Origin of the sequence: Paraburkholderia sp. UCT31, from assembly GCF_014397655.1 — a bacterium.
Classification (GTDB): Bacteria; Pseudomonadota; Gammaproteobacteria; order Burkholderiales; family Burkholderiaceae; genus Paraburkholderia; species Paraburkholderia tuberum.
Window position 1 is genome coordinate 202,409 of record NZ_VZQP01000001.1, and the last position, 16,767, is coordinate 219,175.

At 61.3% G+C, this 16,767-nt stretch carries 13 protein-coding genes; 8 read left to right on the forward strand and 5 right to left on the reverse strand.

Going from position 1 to position 16,767, the window contains the following annotated elements; translation table 11 throughout:
• Positions 1-286: 286 nt before the first annotated feature.
• Together F6X40_RS00860 and dctA are read left to right on the forward strand one after the other, a co-directional pair.
• Positions 287-1,255 carry a LysR family transcriptional regulator gene (locus F6X40_RS00860; protein ID WP_184063383.1) on the forward strand — a complete coding sequence of 323 codons (969 nt, stop codon included), beginning with the start codon at positions 287-289 and terminating at the stop codon, positions 1,253-1,255.
• Positions 1,252-2,571 (forward strand): C4-dicarboxylate transporter DctA, encoded by a 1,320-nt coding sequence (dctA, locus tag F6X40_RS00865; protein ID WP_187626517.1) that lies wholly within the window; start codon positions 1,252-1,254, stop codon positions 2,569-2,571. The genes F6X40_RS00860 and dctA overlap by 4 nt, the downstream gene beginning before the upstream one ends.
• 40 nt (positions 2,572-2,611) lie before the next feature.
• Here the strand turns inward: dctA and F6X40_RS00870 are convergent, their stop codons facing one another.
• The 5 genes from F6X40_RS00870 to F6X40_RS00890 form a co-directional block, all read right to left on the reverse strand.
• Positions 2,612-3,394, reverse strand: coding sequence for a substrate-binding domain-containing protein (locus tag F6X40_RS00870; RefSeq protein WP_187626518.1), 783 nt, complete (start codon positions 3,392-3,394; stop codon positions 2,612-2,614).
• A 53-nt stretch (positions 3,395-3,447) separates the two neighbouring features.
• Positions 3,448-4,746, reverse strand: coding sequence for an MFS transporter (locus tag F6X40_RS00875; protein WP_187626519.1), 1,299 nt, complete (start codon positions 4,744-4,746; stop codon positions 3,448-3,450).
• Positions 4,747-4,948: 202 nt separating this feature from the next.
• Complete coding sequence (locus tag F6X40_RS00880; RefSeq protein WP_187626520.1) at positions 4,949-7,648, reverse strand: CoA-binding protein; 2,700 nt, start codon at positions 7,646-7,648, stop codon at positions 4,949-4,951.
• 10 nt (positions 7,649-7,658) lie between these two features.
• Positions 7,659-8,963 carry an ATP-grasp domain-containing protein gene (locus tag F6X40_RS00885; protein ID WP_187626521.1) on the reverse strand — a complete coding sequence of 435 codons (1,305 nt, stop codon included), beginning with the start codon at positions 8,961-8,963 and terminating at the stop codon, positions 7,659-7,661.
• A gap of 533 nt (positions 8,964-9,496) precedes the next feature.
• Positions 9,497-10,237, reverse strand: a complete 741-nt coding sequence (locus F6X40_RS00890; RefSeq protein WP_187626522.1) for a FadR/GntR family transcriptional regulator — start codon at positions 10,235-10,237, stop codon at positions 9,497-9,499.
• Positions 10,238-10,481: 244 nt separating this feature from the next.
• Here F6X40_RS00890 and F6X40_RS00895 point away from each other — a divergent pair, with 244 nt between their 5' ends.
• The 6 genes from F6X40_RS00895 to F6X40_RS00920 all read left to right on the forward strand — a co-directional run bounded on the left by F6X40_RS00895 (position 10,482) and on the right by F6X40_RS00920 (position 16,746).
• Positions 10,482-12,029 (forward strand): sugar ABC transporter ATP-binding protein, encoded by a 1,548-nt coding sequence (locus tag F6X40_RS00895; protein ID WP_262421334.1) that lies wholly within the window; start codon positions 10,482-10,484, stop codon positions 12,027-12,029.
• A complete protein-coding gene (locus F6X40_RS00900; RefSeq protein WP_184031637.1) occupies positions 12,022-13,050 on the forward strand; it encodes an ABC transporter permease in 1,029 nt (342 codons plus the stop codon). The genes F6X40_RS00895 and F6X40_RS00900 overlap by 8 nt, the downstream gene beginning before the upstream one ends.
• A gap of 68 nt (positions 13,051-13,118) precedes the next feature.
• Positions 13,119-14,063, forward strand: a complete 945-nt coding sequence (locus F6X40_RS00905) for an ABC transporter substrate-binding protein (protein ID WP_187626523.1) — start codon at positions 13,119-13,121, stop codon at positions 14,061-14,063.
• Between the two features lie 114 nt (positions 14,064-14,177).
• Positions 14,178-15,194 carry an aldo/keto reductase gene (locus tag F6X40_RS00910; RefSeq protein WP_187626524.1) on the forward strand — a complete coding sequence of 339 codons (1,017 nt, stop codon included), beginning with the start codon at positions 14,178-14,180 and terminating at the stop codon, positions 15,192-15,194.
• Complete coding sequence (locus F6X40_RS00915; RefSeq protein ID WP_316251775.1) at positions 15,191-15,622, forward strand: L-rhamnose mutarotase; 432 nt, start codon at positions 15,191-15,193, stop codon at positions 15,620-15,622. Before F6X40_RS00910 ends, F6X40_RS00915 begins: the two co-directional genes overlap by 4 nt.
• Positions 15,623-15,735: 113 nt before the next feature.
• Positions 15,736-16,746, forward strand: coding sequence for a zinc-binding alcohol dehydrogenase family protein (locus tag F6X40_RS00920; RefSeq protein WP_187626525.1), 1,011 nt, complete (start codon positions 15,736-15,738; stop codon positions 16,744-16,746).
• Positions 16,747-16,767 lie beyond the last annotated feature (21 nt).

The window sequence follows — 16,767 nt, forward strand, 5'->3', positions numbered from 1 at the left end:
CGTCGCGTTGATGCGCATCGACCGACACTGTCATCGAGAGGCCTCGCTTTTCTAGCGCCCTGCTGCTGTCTCACACGACTTTGGCGCGCCGTGCTTTCGCCCGTTGTCGGCCAGAGGGCGATGTCCGCGTCTCTCGTATGAATGACGGCTGAGTCCGTGAAACCGGCCCGTCGCGCCTCACGTCTACAGTACCGCCGGAGGGCCGAGCGAACGGGCGTAGTTCGCAATGGGCGCTTTGAGCTGCTTCATGCAAAATAGCCACATCCAGGATCTGGAGGATGACTCCGTGGGTATCAACTTCGACTTGAACGACTTGCAGGCGTTTCGAGCAGTAGTGGAACTGGGAAGCTTCCGCAAGGCCGCCGAGGCGGTGAGCATTTCGCAGCCGGCCTTGAGCCGCCGGATCGACAAGCTCGAGGAAGCACTCGGCGTGCGTCTATTCGAGCGCACCACGCGCAGCGTCACGCTCACCACCGTCGGCCGGGTATTCGCGCCGAGCGCCGAGCAGCTGCTTGATGATCTCGACGTCGCGTTGCTCGGCATCCGCGATGTTTCTTCGAGCCGACTGGGACATGTCACCATCGCCTGCGTGCCTTCGGTGGCCTACTACTTCCTGCCGAGCGCCGTCGCGAGCTATCATCGCCGCTTCCCGCGCATCAGGGTCAAGATGCTGGATATGAGCGCGAATGAGGTGCTTGGCGTCGTCATCAGCGGAGAGGCGGATTTCGGCGTGAGCTTTCTGGGCAGCCAGGAGTCCGAGGTCGAGTTCAAGGTTCTGCTGCAGGAGCGCTTCGTGGCCGCCTGCCGCCGTGATCACCCGCTCGCGCGCAAAAAACGCGTGACCTGGAACGAGCTTTACGAGTACGAGTACGTCTCGGTGGACAAAACTTCCGGCAACCGACTGCTGCTCGATCAGGCGCTGTCGGCCGTGGCGCCGCGTGCGCCGAGCGTCTGCGAGACGCGTCACGTAACGACCATGCTCGGTTTAATCGAGGCGGGGCTCGGTGTCGCCGCAGTGCCGTCGATGGCCATGCCCGGGCGCGATCACCCCATCCTCACGAGCGTGCCGCTCGTTGAACCGGTGGTGAAGCGGCGCGTGGGAATCGTGAGACGCCGCGGACGTCCACTTACACCGGCTGCGCAGGAGTTTCACAGAACGATTGTCGAGATGAAGCGCGGCGGCGTCGCATGCAGCGATGCCGTGGGCAATAACACGTCTCCAAAAGAGCCGCCAGGCAGGAAAACCGCATCGTGAGGTTGGCAAGACCGCTTCGTTCGCTCTATCTGCAGGTTTTGCTGGGCATGATGCTCGGCATGGCGCTCGGTCACTTCTTGCCGCAAGCGAGCCCGCTGCTCAAGCCCTTGAGCGACGGGTTCATCGGCCTCGTGAGGATGATGATTGCGCCGATCGTTTTCTGCACGATCGTCTCGGGGATCACGTCGCTTGCGAGCGGGAAGGCCATCGGGCGCACAATTTTTCAGGCGCTGGGACTGTTCTATTTTTTGACAGCCGTGGCGCTTGCGCTCGGACTCGTCACGGCCTTCGTGCTGCGGCCCGGCGCGGGCATGCACATCGACGCTAACCAACTGGACGCGAGCATCCTCGCGCAATATGCGAAGCACGCGCAGCCGGGCGGCCTTGTCGCATTTGCGCTGAGCGTCATCCCCGAGACGATGCTTGGCGCCTTCGACAAGGGCGAGGTGCTGCCAGTGCTGCTGCTCTCGCTGCTCTTCGGCTTTGCGCTAAATTCCTGTCCGGAGGCGGGCAGGCCGGTGCTCGCGCTCATCGACGGCATTGCCCAGGCCCTGTTCCGCATCCTCGCGATGATCATGCGACTCGCTCCGCTCGGGGCATTCGGCGCGATGGCTTTCACGGTGGGCCGCTTCGGCATCCGCTCGGTCGGATCGCTCGGGATGTTGATGGTGTCCTTCTACGTGGCATGCCTGCTGTTCATTGCGCTGGTGCTCGCTCCGCTCGCGCGGCTGCACGGCTTCGCACTTTGGCGGCTCTTGCGCTACATGCGCGAGGAGTTGCTCATCGTTCTCGCGACATCGTCGACGGAGCCGGTACTGCCGCGCCTGATCGCGAAGCTTGAGGCGCTCGGCTGCGACAAGGGCGTTGTGGGGCTTGTGCTGCCCGCAGGCTACTCGTTCAATCTCGACGGCACCGCGATCTATCTGACGCTCGCCTCGATGTTCATCGCGCAGGCGTGCGACGTGCCGCTTTCCGCGCCGCAGATCGCGATGATGCTCGCCGTTATGTTGCTCACGTCCAAGGGGGCGGCGGGTGTGTCGGGCAGCGGATTAGTGGCGCTCGTCGCGACGCTGACGGTGATTCCCGATCTGCCCGTCGCCGGGGTGGCGCTACTGGTGGGCATCGACCGCTTCATGTCCGAGGCGCGCGCCCTGACGAGCGTGATCAGCAACGCCTGCGCGGTGATCTTCGTTTCGATGTGGGAGGGTGCTTGCGATCGTACGCGTCTTGCGCGAATGCTCGGGGCGGCAGCGCCAGGCGGCGCGGACGGTGCGGACGGTGCGGGGGATCCCGCGAGAGATACCTCGGGGATGTGACAGGAAGGCCGCCTGAGGCAAGCCTTCATTCAGGTTTGCGTCAATGAGCGGAGACGGTATCCAGCCCTGTCGATTTGACGTCTGCCTGTACGCCAGGTGAAGCGAGGTAGTCGAGCAGGGCTTTCGCTTCCTTCGGATGCTGTGCGCCGACGGGAATGCCGGCGGCGAAACGCGTGACCGACTGCAGGGACTCAGGAATCTTTCCGACGAAGGTCGCCCCCTTGACGGGCAGCAACTCGCTCACCTGCTGGAAGCCGATTTCGTAGTTGCCGTTCGCCACCACCGAGGCTACCGGAATCCGCGGGATCATCTTCGCCTTCGGCTTGACCTGATCCTCGATGCCGAGCTTCCTGAACAACTCCCGCTCAATGTAGACACCGCTTGCGCTGTCCGAGTACGCGATCGACTTCGCATGCAGCAGGGTCTGCCGGAGGCCTTCTGCCGAACTGATATCGGGTTTCACCGCTCCTTCGCGCACGACCATGCCGATGCGCGAATCGGCCAGCTCGACCCGCGATCCGGGGATGACCTTGCCTTTCCGGATCAGTTCGTCAAGCGCATATCCGACCATGATAACGGCGTCGGCGGGCTCGCCACGCTCGAGCCTGTTGGGGATCGCTTCGGGCGATTTGCCCATCGACGGACCAAGCGCGGTGTCGAGCGTGTTGCCCGTCTCGGATGCGAACTTCGGGCCGAGCACCTTGTACGCTGCGGTAAAGCCACCCGAGCTCATGACGTGCAGGTCGGCGGCTTGCACGTTTGCCGCAACAGCCGAGGTTGCGACCAGTGCTGCGGCGCATAGTTTCAGAAACAGATTTCTCATGATCGGAGTCGTGTCAGATTGTGTGTTTAGCCGCATGCGGAGCGAGACGCGAATCAGTGCGCCGGAGTCAGCGTCGCTGCGCGGCGGCGATAGAGTGCAAACGTCGCCATCAGGGCGCACGCTGCCGCGAAGCTCATCCAGTAGCCGGGTGCGGCCTTGTCGCCAGTCATGTGAATGAGCGCCGTGGAGATCGCCGGTGTGAAACCGCCGAATACGGCGGTCGCGAGGCTATAGGCGAGCGAGAAGCCCGCGACGCGTACCTGCGCCGGCATCACTTCCGTCAGTGCGACGATCATCGCGCCGTTATAGATGCCGTACATGAACGAGAGCCAAAGGAGGGCGAGCAGCATGTTGAGGAAGCTGGGCGCGTGAGCGAGCAGCGACAGGGCCGGGTGCGCGGTCGCGATGGCGAGCACCGTCATGGCGATGAGGAGCGGCCGGCGGCCGATCCTGTCGGAGAGGGCTCCGCCGATCGGCAGCCACACGAAGTTCGACACGGCCACACACAGCGTCACAAGCAAACTATCGGCGGTGCTGAGGTGCAGGACCGTCTTGCCGAAAGTCGGCGCGTAGACCGTGATGAGATAGAAGCTCGCGGTGGTCATCGCCACCAGCATCATGCCTGCAATCACGACGGTCCAGTTCTGGACCAGCGTCGTGAATACCTCCTTCATGCTCGGGCGATGCTGGCGAGCCTTGAACTCCTCGGTTTCCTGCAGATTACGACGCAGCACGAAGACGAACGGCACGATCATGCAGCCGACGAAGAACGGCACGCGCCATCCCCACGCCGCGATGGTAGCGGCGTTCAGCGATTGGTTGAGCGCGAAGCCGAGGCCCGCGGCCACGACGATCGCCACCTGCTGGCTCGCGGACTGCCAGCTCGTGAAGAAGCCCTTGCGGCCGGGCGTGGCCATCTCGGCGAGATACACCGACACGCCGCCCAGCTCCGCACCCGCGGAGAAGCCCTGCAACAGCCGCCCGAGCAGCACAAGCGCGGGTGCCACAAGGCCAATGGTCGCGTAGCCCGGCACGAACGCAATGAGGATGGTGCCGCTCGCCATGATGGAGAGCGTGACGATGAGCCCCTTGCGGCGGCCGACGTCGTCGATGTACGCGCCGAGCACGACCGCGCCGAGCGGGCGCATCAGAAAACCGGCACCGAAGACCGCGAACGTCATCATCAACGAGGCAAATTCGCTCCCGGCCGGAAAGAAGACGTTGGCGATCTGCGTCGCATAGAAGCCAAACAGAAAGAAGTCGAACTGCTCCAGAAAATTTCCGGCCGTCACGCGGAAAACCGCCGCGGCCTTTGAATGTCCCGGCGAAAGGGTAGAGGGTGAGGGGTGCATCAATGTGTCTCCTGAAATCCCGAGCTATGCGGTGGTCCCGCTCTTTGTCTGTTCGGGAATTTTGGCCCGTGGCCAATCAAACGATAAGTGCAATCTTCTGAACGATTGATGTCGAATGGTTATCAATCGGCGCCCCCTTTTTCGCCGCCGCCGCGCGTTAGCTGTGCGCCAGCGCGTGGCGGCGACCATCAGAGGCCAGCGGTCAGGCCACGAAACGACACTGGGAAGCGGCCGTACGCGTGTCCATATTGCGTCCGCGGTTCAAATGATCGTCAATTTCCGCAGCGCAGCCCAGCATGCGCGGATAGAGGAAGATCGTGAACGCGGCCGTTTCAAGGTCCGCCTCGCTGAACTCCCCGCGCTTGAGCGGCTGCCACAGCATCTTCAACAGCAACGCGGCAATCACGGCATCGACATTGACGCAATAGACATTGCGCGAGACGCCTGCGTCGAACAAAGCCTGCACCAGCACACGGTAAAACGCATGAAACGCGTTGTACTCGCCACGGGCTTCATAAAGGTTGGCGATGAAGATTTCCCGCGGGTCGTGGTTCACCGGCTTGTCTTTGAAGACCGGATGATTAACACCCGGAAGTTTCGCAATATCGAGGCTCCCCAACTGCTTCTGGCGCGCCTTGTACTGCGCGTATCGCTCGACGGAGCGCCGGGCGAGCGCTTCGAGGTCCACGGCATGATGAGCATCGGTCGGATCTTCAAGGCCGCTGCTGCGGAACGCCTCGTTGAGGAACGCAATGCCTTCGTAGCCGTTGCCGCCATGCGTATATCCAGTGTGCGTGAGGAACCCCGCCAGAGCCTTGTTTAGCTGCACCCGCTCGGGACTTTCCGGGCCATCGGCAGATACTGCGCCCTTTGCGCCTTGCGCCGAAATGGCGCCGGGTCCGTTCGTGAGCAGCAAACCGACAAGGGTCTTGAACGCGAAAAGGTCGTCGACAGTCGGTTTCAGGTTTAGCAGCGCTGCGAAGGCGATTTCCGTCAGAGTGCGTTCGCCGAGTAATTCTTCGGTGGCGAAGCCGCAAAATCCGTCCGGGCCGTGCTGCGAGGCGTCCGCTGAGGCGCCGATCATGGTGCCGAAGAGCTTTGTCCACCACGGCAAGCTTTCTGCGGTCAGGCGGGAGATCCGCTTGCGCATGAGCGGGCCCCAGGCGAGTGTCGTCGTGATCGCCGCGAGTACTGCTTCCGGGCGCGGATGGCCCGGGCCACACGACAGCCATCGGATCATTGCGGAACTTACGCCGCGCGAGGCGAGCCCGCCCAGCATTGCTTGCGCCTCTGGATCGGGTTCATCGCAGAACAGCGCTGCAGTGTCCGCGGTGTGGACGGCATTGACATCAAAGGTCTCGTCGAACGCGTCCGTGAGCCTGGCTGTCGCGAAGCCGTCGATCATCAGTGCTGCCGCCTCGCGCGCAGCACGCTGGCGATTCGGCCCGACGATCGCCGCCGCGGCCGCGAGCACGGCATTGGGCGCATTGCCCGCCTCGCGCGAAGCCTGCGCGGCCGCCAGTTCTGGTGTCCCGTGCAGATTCACTGCAGCGCCAACAGCCACGTCGATGAGCTTTGTGTCGTTTGCCCCGCCGAACTCCCGCAACAGCGCGAGGCAGATGTTCTCCTCAAGCGAGTGCGTCGCTGCTTCGAGCATGGATACCCCGTGCAGGCTGCTCACCTGCGTTTTTGCGTCCATCTGCGAGGCGCCCGAAGCGTCCTTCAAGGGTTGGCGCGGCGGGATTGCGCCGATCTGGCTGTTCGCCCGCGTAATCTGTTCGTTGTACGGCGCGACTGCTTCCACGACCGGCAGGGCGAGGTAGTCTGGCAGTTCGATCCCCTGATCCGAGCCAAACCACGGTTTGAGCGAGAGGCTGCCTTCCGGCTCAAAGTCGGGCATCGTCGCGTTCGCGCGCATCACTGCGGTGAGCGCGGCGGGAATGTGCGCGATGTTTGTCACAACTGCGCCCTTCACCGAGCAGCATGGATCGTCCGGCGTAAAAAGACGCTCGACGCCGAACTTCTCCATGAACCAACGCTCCTTCGCAAGAGCATCGTCGGCGCCGCCCGCCATTGCGCCCGCATGCCCCACCGCGCGCGTCAGACGACTCTTCCAGCGCCCTACCACGCAGGCAATGACGGGTTTCGTAAATGTGGCGTCGGCCTCGTAGTAGCCGCCCGGCTCACAGTACAGTACGGCAGCCTTGCTGCGCGCGTCGTTGGCGAGGGCAAAGGCGAACTCCGGCGCCGCATAGTGGATGTAGACGTCCTTGCCGCTGGATACGACGGTCGTTGTACCCCAGCCGCTCATGCGCAGATATTGCGCAATGGTGGTGCTAAACCCGCCCGAATTGGAAAAGATCGCGATCGAGCCCCGCCGCAAAGTTGCGCCGGGATCATCGCCGCCGAGCGCACCCCCGATGCGCACCCGCTGCCAGGAGTCCGCGACGCCCAGCCCGTTAGCGCCAAAAATGTCGATGCCTGCTTGCTGGCCCATCGCGCGAATTTCCCGGGCGTCGTGCACGGAGATCTTCTCCGTAATGATAAAAATCTTGCGCAGATCGGGATTGACGCGGATCAGTTCGGCCACCCCATCGCGCGCGGCCGACGGCGGCAGATAGACGACGCCGCAATTGAAACGATGCCCGGCTTCGAGGCCTTCGCGCACGTTGTTATAGACGGGGATGTCGCCGGCAGGCGTCACGAGCACCTGCCCGCGCTTGCCAGGCGCAGTGCCGAATACGATATTCCCACCGGAAAACGCGTGGCTCACCGGCGTCACGTCCGACGACTCGCCTCCCAGAATGTTGAGCACACAAACGCGGTCCTCGCGCGTGACTATTTGTGCAAGCGACCGGATGCCGACGAAATACCTGAAATGATTATTGCCTTGCTTGACCATGTCGATCTCCTTACGCCTTTGCCGTATCCGCCTGCGGTTGCGCCTGACGCGCGCCGATGCGCGCTGCGACCCGCGCGCGTCCTCCCGATTGCATCCACGCATCGGCCTTCCGTGCGTACTGGATCACTTCGCTGATGTCGGAGTCAAAGCCGAACAGGCGATAGGGAAGGCCGAGCGAATCACAGGTGTCGCGCAGTGCCGACATGCCACGAACAAGGTTTGGACCGCCGCGCCCAAGGACGACATAAAGCGGGGTGGGACCGCGCTCGCTGAAGTGCTCGCGTAGCGCATCGGCCATCGCGCGCAATGTTTCGTAGATATCGGTGTTGTTGGACTTGCCGCCAATGATGAACAGTACGTTGGACTGCTTCAGCCAATGCCGGAAGCAGATGCGCGCCACTTCCTTCATTTTTTCGTAGGGAGGATTGCCGCCGAAATCCGAAGAGATGATGGCTGCGTCGCCCAACATCTCCGTGACGAGCGAGTTGGCCCCGCCGCCGAACGTGGGCGCGAGGATCGTTCCCTTGTCATTGATCACATAGACATCGCTTTGACCCTGGTGCGTGCGAAGCTGGTTGATCTCCTGCTCGAAGTCTGAGTAGTCGGCAGCGAACAGGTGAGCAGGCAGGCCGAGGCGCGAGAAGCGCGGGTCGTCACGGTCGAACCCGCACTTGAAGTCGCAGGCCACGGGTGTGAGCCGACCGTTCTTGTCCTCGCGCATGCGGATCGGATTCAGCTCGAGCGTCGTCATGCCGAAGTCGTGAAAGAGCTCCCAGAGCTTCGGCAATTGCTGCACGAGTGGGGAAATGATTTCGCGCGGCGCGCCGATCTCGCTCAACGCATTCGCGACGACGAACGCCTTCAGGCCGGTCAATGCATCAAAGGGCACCATTGCGACTTGCTTTGGATCGACCTCTTCGATGTCCATGCCACCCGCGTGCGACAGCGTCATGGTGGGAGCGCGAAAGCGGGTGGAATCGGTGATCGAGAAGTAGACTTCATGTTTGGCCGGTACGCCTGCTTCGAACGTGACGCCGTTCGCCTTGGCCCTTACATGACCCACGACGTGCTCGGCGAAGTACAGCCGCTCTTTCTCGGCGAGCGCCGTCTTGAGATCTGTCGCGCGCCCGAGCAACCCGGCCTTGCCCTTCTTGCCCACGCCGCCCTTGAAAACCGGCTTGATAAAGACCTGCCCGTGGCGGTCGATCAGCGACTTTATCTCCTCTTCGCTGGCGCTCGGCCCCAGCACTTCGCTAGCCGGGAACCCGACGAATTGCAATAGGCGCGCGCCGTGCAACATTCCGGTGATCTGCATATGAGTGTCTCCTGAAATTCAAGGCAATGACGAATGAAGCAGGTACTGAGTGCGCTTAGCTCGCTGCGCAAGGCGCGAAATGCTCATCTGCCGTGGACTCGCTTGAAAGCGGCGGCAGGATTCACAACGCGAGGCGGGTCATGCGAGATGGGCATCGGCTACCGTTGGCGGCACCCGTGACCGGGTTGCACTGGAATGCGGCGAAACGCTGTTCTGCGTTTCGCGCCTGTCTCCGATGCGTTCTCTGTCGACGCGTTTATGAACTTCTTGAGCATCGATATTTGCTCAAGACGCCCCGAACGAGAAGTGCAATTTTCTGAAGCATTGATGTTCAACGGTTATCAATATCGTCGAACGCCGTTACGTTGTTGTGGCGACAAGCGCTGCTTTCATGGTGGGCCTCACGGCGACGTTCAGGATTGCGCAGGGAACTGGCCGAGCTGAAGGAACAGGCCGAACCAGTCCTCCATGTGCCACGTGGTGGTCATGCGCTTGAAATTTCTGCGCAAGCTCTAACCGGTCGACTTCGCAACTCAACCCAGTCGCACGCGGCCAGCTTTACCGTCGGCATCGTTGGGTGCAACTTTCTTGATGTCACTTCCGACCCAACGCTCTTCAGAAGATTTCAGATGCGATCGCATCGCCGCTTCTGCAGCGATAGGGTCTCCTGCTTGCAGTGCATGCAGAACATTTTCGTGCTCCTCAACCGCAGCCATCCATGTGGCCGTATTTTCGACGAGTTCGCTAATCCTCGCCCCGATCGGATCGCGCCTCGCGTCGAACAGATCGGCCACATACCGGCTCAACACCGTATTGCCGGCCGTTTCCGCGATGATCAGGTGGAACTGCCGGTCCGGTTCCACAGGAGATTTGCCGGCAGAGGCGAGGCGATGCATCGCATCCACGCTGCGCCGCAACCGGTCCAGAGAGCCGGCCGTAAGCCGCGTGCTGGCGAGCACGACGAGGCTGCCTTCGATTACGGCCCGGGCCTGCATGATTTCCGTCGGACTTTCGCCTAATACAGCCAGTGACCCTTCACGTTCGTTTGCGGTTTCGAGCACATAGACGCCCGAACCCATGCGGGTCTCGACGCTGCCGCCGATTTCCAGTGCGATCAACGCCTCGCGCAGAGACGGGCGCGAAACACCCAGTTGCTGCGACAACTCGCGCTCCGGCGGCAGTCTCGACCCCGGCGGGAAATCCCCTCCGTGGATGAGGCCGCGAATCTGGTCGGCGACTAATTGGTAAAGCCGCTTTGGCTCGGTCTGTTTCATTTTGCTGCCGGAAGGATAAATGGCCCGGGTCGTCTGTCGACCAGCGATCAAAGTCTACCACGCAAGCCTGACAAGGTTTTCAGCGCATTTCGCAGGAACAGTTCGGGTTTGCCCTTGGTAAGGCCAGAAGAAGTATCTTGCAAATTGGCTTGACCAAAATCGCCGTTTATTCTTTAATCTGCATCAGATTGGCCTGACCGACGGCAGCGCCTCTACACAAAAGAAGGAGACACGTGTGACAGATCTGAGCACTGACCTGGCCCCGCGCGTGGTGGACGGCTTCGCGGTAAAGGAACCCCCGGAGCTATTGAAACTGAGCGGGCTGGGCAAGCGGTTTCCCGGTGTCGTTGCACTGGAGGACGTGCACTTCCAATTGCGCCGCGGCGAAGTCCACGCGATTTGTGGCGAAAACGGCGCTGGCAAGTCGACCCTGATGAAAATCGTCAGCGGGCAATACCAGCCGGATGCCGGCACGATCGTTTTTCGCGGCATGGAAAGGCGGTTCGCGTCCTCACTCGAGGCACAGGAAGCAGGCATTGCGATCATTCACCAGGAACTGAACCTGGTGCCCCACCTGTCGATTGCGGAAAACATCTACCTGGCACGCGAGCCCAAACGCGGGCCGTTCATCGATCGCGCACGACTGAATGGGAACGCCCAGCGCGCGCTCGCCCGCATTGGATTGTCGTTGCCGCCCACGAGGCTGGTGGGGACGCTGTCGATCGCCCAGCAACAGATGGTCGAAATCGCCAAGGCGCTCTCGCTCGACGCCCAGGTGCTGATCATGGATGAACCCACTTCGTCGCTCACGGAATCCGAAACCATGCACCTGTTCCGGATCATCAAGGAGTTGCGCGAGAGCGGGGTCGGCATTGTCTACATCTCTCATCGTCTCGATGAACTGAAGCAGATTGTCGACCGCGTGACGGTGCTGCGCGACGGACACCACATTTCAACCGACGATTTCGCGGCGACCAGCATGGATGAAATCGTTGCGCGGATGGTCGGCCGGGCGCTGAACGATGCGTACCCGCCGCGCCGCTCGGTTCCGACGCAGGACGTGCTGCTGCGCGTCGACAATCTGTCGCGCGCACCGGCATTTGGGCCGGTTTCGTTCGAACTGAGGCGAGGCGAGATTCTCGGCTTCGCCGGTTTGATGGGCGCAGGCCGGACCGAAGTGGCACGGGCGATTTTCGGCGCTGACCAACCGGACGGCGGCGAGATTCATATGGGGAGCGAGCGCCTCTCGATCCGCTCGCCTATCGATGCAATTCGCCACGGTATCGCGTATCTGTCGGAAGACCGCAAGAGCGACGGCCTCGCGCTGAAGATGCCGGTCGCGACCAACATCACGCTGGCCAATATCGAGGCGGTGTCAGGTCGCGCCGGCTTCATTCGTTTCGCCGAAGAAGCGGCCATCGCACAGCGTTATGTCGAAACGCTCGGGATCCGCACGCCGACCGTCCATCAACTCACGCGCAACCTGTCCGGCGGCAATCAGCAGAAGGTTGTCATCGGCAAATGGCTGTTTCGCGAATCGAAGATTCTGTTTTTCGACGAGCCCACGCGCGGGATCGATGTCGGCGCGAAATACGCGATCTACACGCTGATGGACCAGCTCGCCGCGCAGGGCATCGGCGTTGTGCTGATCAGTTCGGAATTGCCTGAAATTCTCGGCATGTCCGATCGCGTCGCGGTATTCCACGAAGGCCAGATCGCCACGATCCTGGAGACGCGCCACACCAATCAGGAAGAAATCATGCACTTCGCATCGGGACGAAATCATGCTTGAAATAACATCCGAACAGACCACTACTGTCGACACCAGCGCGAAGCTCCGGCGTCGCGACCTGATTCAGAAATTTGCCGCGCTCGGCAGTCTGATCATGCTGGTGGCCGTCTTTTCATTGACCAGTTCCGCTTTCTTCTCGGTCGACAATGGCATGACAGTGGCCTTGCAGGTGACGTCGATTGCCTATCTCGGCGTGGCGGCAACCTGCGTGATCATTACGGGCGGAATCGACCTGTCCGTGGGTTCCGTACTCGCGCTGTCTGGTGTGGTCGCCGCGTTGCTCGTCAAGGCTGGCGTGCCGATTCCTCTCGGCATGCTCGGCGGCGTCGTGGTGGGCGGCCTGTGCGGATTCGTTAACGGCCTGTGCGTCACGCGTATGGGTCTGCCGCCTTTTATCGCCACGCTCGGCATGATGCTGGTCGCGCGTGGTCTCGCGCTTCAGATCACCGGCGCGCGCCCGGTTTCGGGACTCGGCGACGCGTTCGGCGAACTCGGAAATGGCGCGTTGTTCCGCATCTCGCATATCGGTGCAGACGGGTTCCCCGATACGGTATTTCCGGGGATCCCGTATCCCGTGATCATCATGGTCGTGCTGGCGGTGGCCGTGTCGATCATGCTGACGCGCACCTCGCTTGGCCGCCACATCTACGCAGTCGGATCGAATGCCGAAGCCGCGCGGCTCTCCGGCGTCAATGTCCGCCGCGTCACCTTGTTTACCTATGTGCTGTCCGGCGTGCTCGCCGGTCTGACGGGTTGTGTGCTGATGTCGCGCCTCGTCACGGCGCAACCGAACGAAGGCGTCATGTACGAGCTCGATGCGATCGCCAGCGCCGTGATTGGCGGGACGTCCCTGATGGGCGGTGTAGGCACGATCTCCGGTACGGCCATCGGTGCGTTTGTGATCGGCGTGCTGCGCAATGGCCTGAACATGAATGGCGTATCGAGTTTCATCCAGCAAATCATCATCGGACTGGTCATTCTCGGCACGGTCTGGATCGACCAGGTCAGAAACCGTCGATGAAGCACATCGAATGAAGCCATTCGAGAAGTCCAACAAAGCAGTGCAATCACCAACCCAAGGAGTGAGACATGAGAAAGATGTATCTGGCATTGGCCGCCGCACTTTTGACCGCAGTGACGGCGCACGCGAATGCGGCGGGCGGAGAGATCGCCGTGATCGTCAAGACGGCCAACTCGAATTTCTGGCAGAACGTGCAAAAGGGTGCAACGGAGGGCATGAAAGGGCTGAACGGCTACACGATGACGTTTCAGGGACCGGCGACCGAGTCAGCCGTGGCGGACGAGGTCAATATGGTCGAGAACGCGGTGAACCGGCATGTCGCGGCGATCGTGCTCGCGCCGTCCGATCCCGACGCACTGATCCCGGCAATGAAGAAGGCCTGGGAGGCAAAAATTCCGGTCGTCCTGATCGATTCGCTCGTGTCCGATTCCGGCAAGCAGTATTACCAGTCGTTTCTCTCGACCGATAACGTCAAGGCCGGTGAGTTGTGCGCGAAAGCGATGATCGACCGTGTCGGACAGACGGGGAAAGTCGCTGTGATGTCGTACGTCGCCGGCGCCGGTTCCGAGATTGGCCGCGTGGGTGGGTTCCGGAAGTATCTCGAGCAGCACTCGAAGCTGCAGATTGTCGGACCGTTCTACTCGCAGTCGCAGATGGCGACCGCGCTCAATCAGACGACCGACGTGCTGTCTGCCAATCCGGATCTGAAGGGTATCTTCGGTGCAAATGAACCGACTGCTGTGGGGATGGGGCGCGCGTTGGCGCAGTCCGGGAAAGCCGGCAAGATCGTCGCGATCGGCTTTGACGGCAACCAGGACCTCCAGGGCTTCATCAAGGACGGAACCATCCAGGCCATCGCTGTCCAGGGCTCGTATCAGATGGGCTACAAGGGTGTCAAAACGGCGGTGGATGTCATCGAACACAAGCCGGTTACGAAGCAACTGGATACCGGTGTCGTGATGGTCGAGAAGGACAACATCGATCAGCCCGCCGCGAAGAATGTCTTGTATTGAAGTGCGATGCGGACGACGCCAGACGGCGTTGTCCGCCCTTGAGCCCAGCGCTGCTCAAGACGCGCTGTGAAGCGTTGAACATCCAGCAACGAATCCCTGGGAACGGAATTCCTGATGAAAGCAAGTGATCTGCGTGAGGTGTCGCGTGCCGGGGTGCAACTGAGCGCACTGGGTATGGGCTGTTCGCAACTTGGCGGCTTGTATCGCACGATGCCGCCGGAACAGGCGCGCGCGGTGATGGACGAAGCATGGTCGCTCGGTCTGCGCTATTTCGACACTGCGCCGTTCTACGGGTACACGCTTTCGGAACGCCGCGTGGGCAACGCGTTGTCAGCGCGGCCACGCGACGAGTTCGTGCTGAGTACGAAAGTCGGCAGGCTTCTTCGGCCGGATCCGACTGTTCAATGCGGCGACGACGGCTGGGCTGAGCCGCTTCCTTTCCGGCCGCACTACGACTACAGCTTCGACGGCGTCATGCGCTCTTTCGAAGACAGCCAGCAGCGTCTCGGTATTGCGCAGATCGATCTGCTGTATGTGCATGACATCGGTCGAATGACACATGGGGATGCAAACGTCGAATTCTGGAAACAGCTTACAGAAGGGGGCGGTTTCCGCGCGCTCGACACGCTGCGCAACGCGGGGGTGGTCAAAGCCATCGGCCTCGGCGTGAACGAGTGGCAGGTCGCGCAGGAAGCCATGCAGGAGCTACAGCTCGATGTGACGTTACTGGCGGGCCGCTATACCCTCCTCGAGCAGGATTGTCTCGCGCCGTTTCTCGACAATTGTGTACGGTATGGGAATTCGATCGTGGTCGGCGGTGTGTTCAATTCTGGCGTGCTGGCAGGTAACGGCAAGTTCAATTACGGGGACGCCCCCGCCGGTGTCGTGTCGCGCGTCAACCGGCTGGCTCAGGTTTGCCGCGAATTCGAGGTTCCGCTACCCGCCGCGGCACTGCAGTTTCCGCTTGCGCATCCTGCGGTTGTGTCGTGCGTGGTGGGCGCGCGCAGTGTCGAACAACTCCAGCAGAACGTCGCGTGGTTTGAGCAGGCGCTGCCTGCCGGATTGTGGCAGGAGCTGAAGTCGGACGGTCTGATCGCGGACACCGCACCTGTGCCCGAGGTGGTCGAGTGAGCCTGCGTATCGACGCACATCACCATTTCTGGCACCTCGCGGCGCGTGTGGGGCATTGGCCGCCTGCCAGCCTCGGCTCGAAGAATAGGGAGAGTGTAGTGCAACGAATGGGAATGGTCATCGGTATCGATCCGCAGCACATCGACGAATACAAACGCTTGCATGCGCAGGTGTGGCCGACGGTGCTCGATCGCCTGAAACGCTCGAATGTCACCCGCTACTCGATTTTCCTGCGGGAGCCCGAGAACCTGTTGTTTGGTTACTGGGAATACGTCGGAACTGACTATGAAAGCGATATGGCCGAGATTGCGAGCGACCCGGAAACACAACGTTGGTGGAGCCTGTGCAGCCCGTGCCAGAAACCGTTGGTGAGTCGTGCGCCGTCGGAACACTGGGCACAGATGGAAGAGGTCTTTTACCTCGAATAGCGTTGTCTCGACACGGCACTCGTTTGAGCTCGCCATGAAGAAACAGATTAACCGGGCTCGCATCGAAACCGCACGATGGCTTCGCGGGTTCTGTAGCTGAAAAAGGAAACCTCATGCTCACTATTATTTGTGAAACTCCCGGCGTACTACGCGCTGAGACGCGCTCACGGCCACCGCGCGATCGCGGCGAAGTGTTGCTACGCGTTCGACGCGTCGGCGTATGCGGCACCGACCTGCACATCTTTACCGGCAATCAGCCATTTCTCGCCTACCCCCGCGTGATGGGACACGAACTGTCAGGGACGGTCGAAGAAGCCGACACGGATTCCGGCCTGGACGCCGGCGACCCGGTCTACGTGATGCCCTACCTGTCATGCGGTCAGTGCATTGCCTGCAGGAACGGAAAGACGAACTGCTGCGTGAACATTCAGGTATTGGGCGTGCATCGTGATGGCGCATTGACGGAGTATCTAAGTTTGCCGCGTCAGTTCGTTCACAAGGCTGAAGGAATCACGCTCGATCAGGCGGCAATGATCGAGTTTCTCGCCATTGGCGCGCACGCGGTTCGTCGCGCGGACGTTCAGGCGGGACAGCGCGTGCTGGTAGTCGGTGCAGGTCCGATCGGTATGGCCGCAATGATCTTTTCACGTCTGCGCGGGGCCACGGTGACGGCGCTCGATACACGGCTCGATCGTCTCGACTTCTGCGCTGAGAAAATTGAAGTGGCGGCTACTGTGCAAATCGGTGATACCGACGTCGACGAGCTGGCGAAACTCACCGACGGCGAATTCTTCGATGTGGTCTTCGATGCGACGGGTAATCCGGCTGCCATGGAGCGTGGCTTTGAGTTTATTGCGCACGGCGGGAAATACGTGTTGATTTCCGTGGTGAGAGACAAGATCACTTTCTCCGATCCGGAGTTCCACAAGCGCGAAGCCACCTTGATCGGAAGCCGCAATGCGACTGCGGAAGATTTCGAAACTGTGCTCAGGGCCATGCGTGCCGGTCAGGTGCCCGATGCGGCACTCAACACGCACCGGATGAAGCTTGCCGATGTTCCTGCCGAATTTTCGAAACTGCTCGAACCGTCCGCAGGTGTAGTGAAAGCCATCATCGAATGCTGACTCTGACGCATATCGGATATT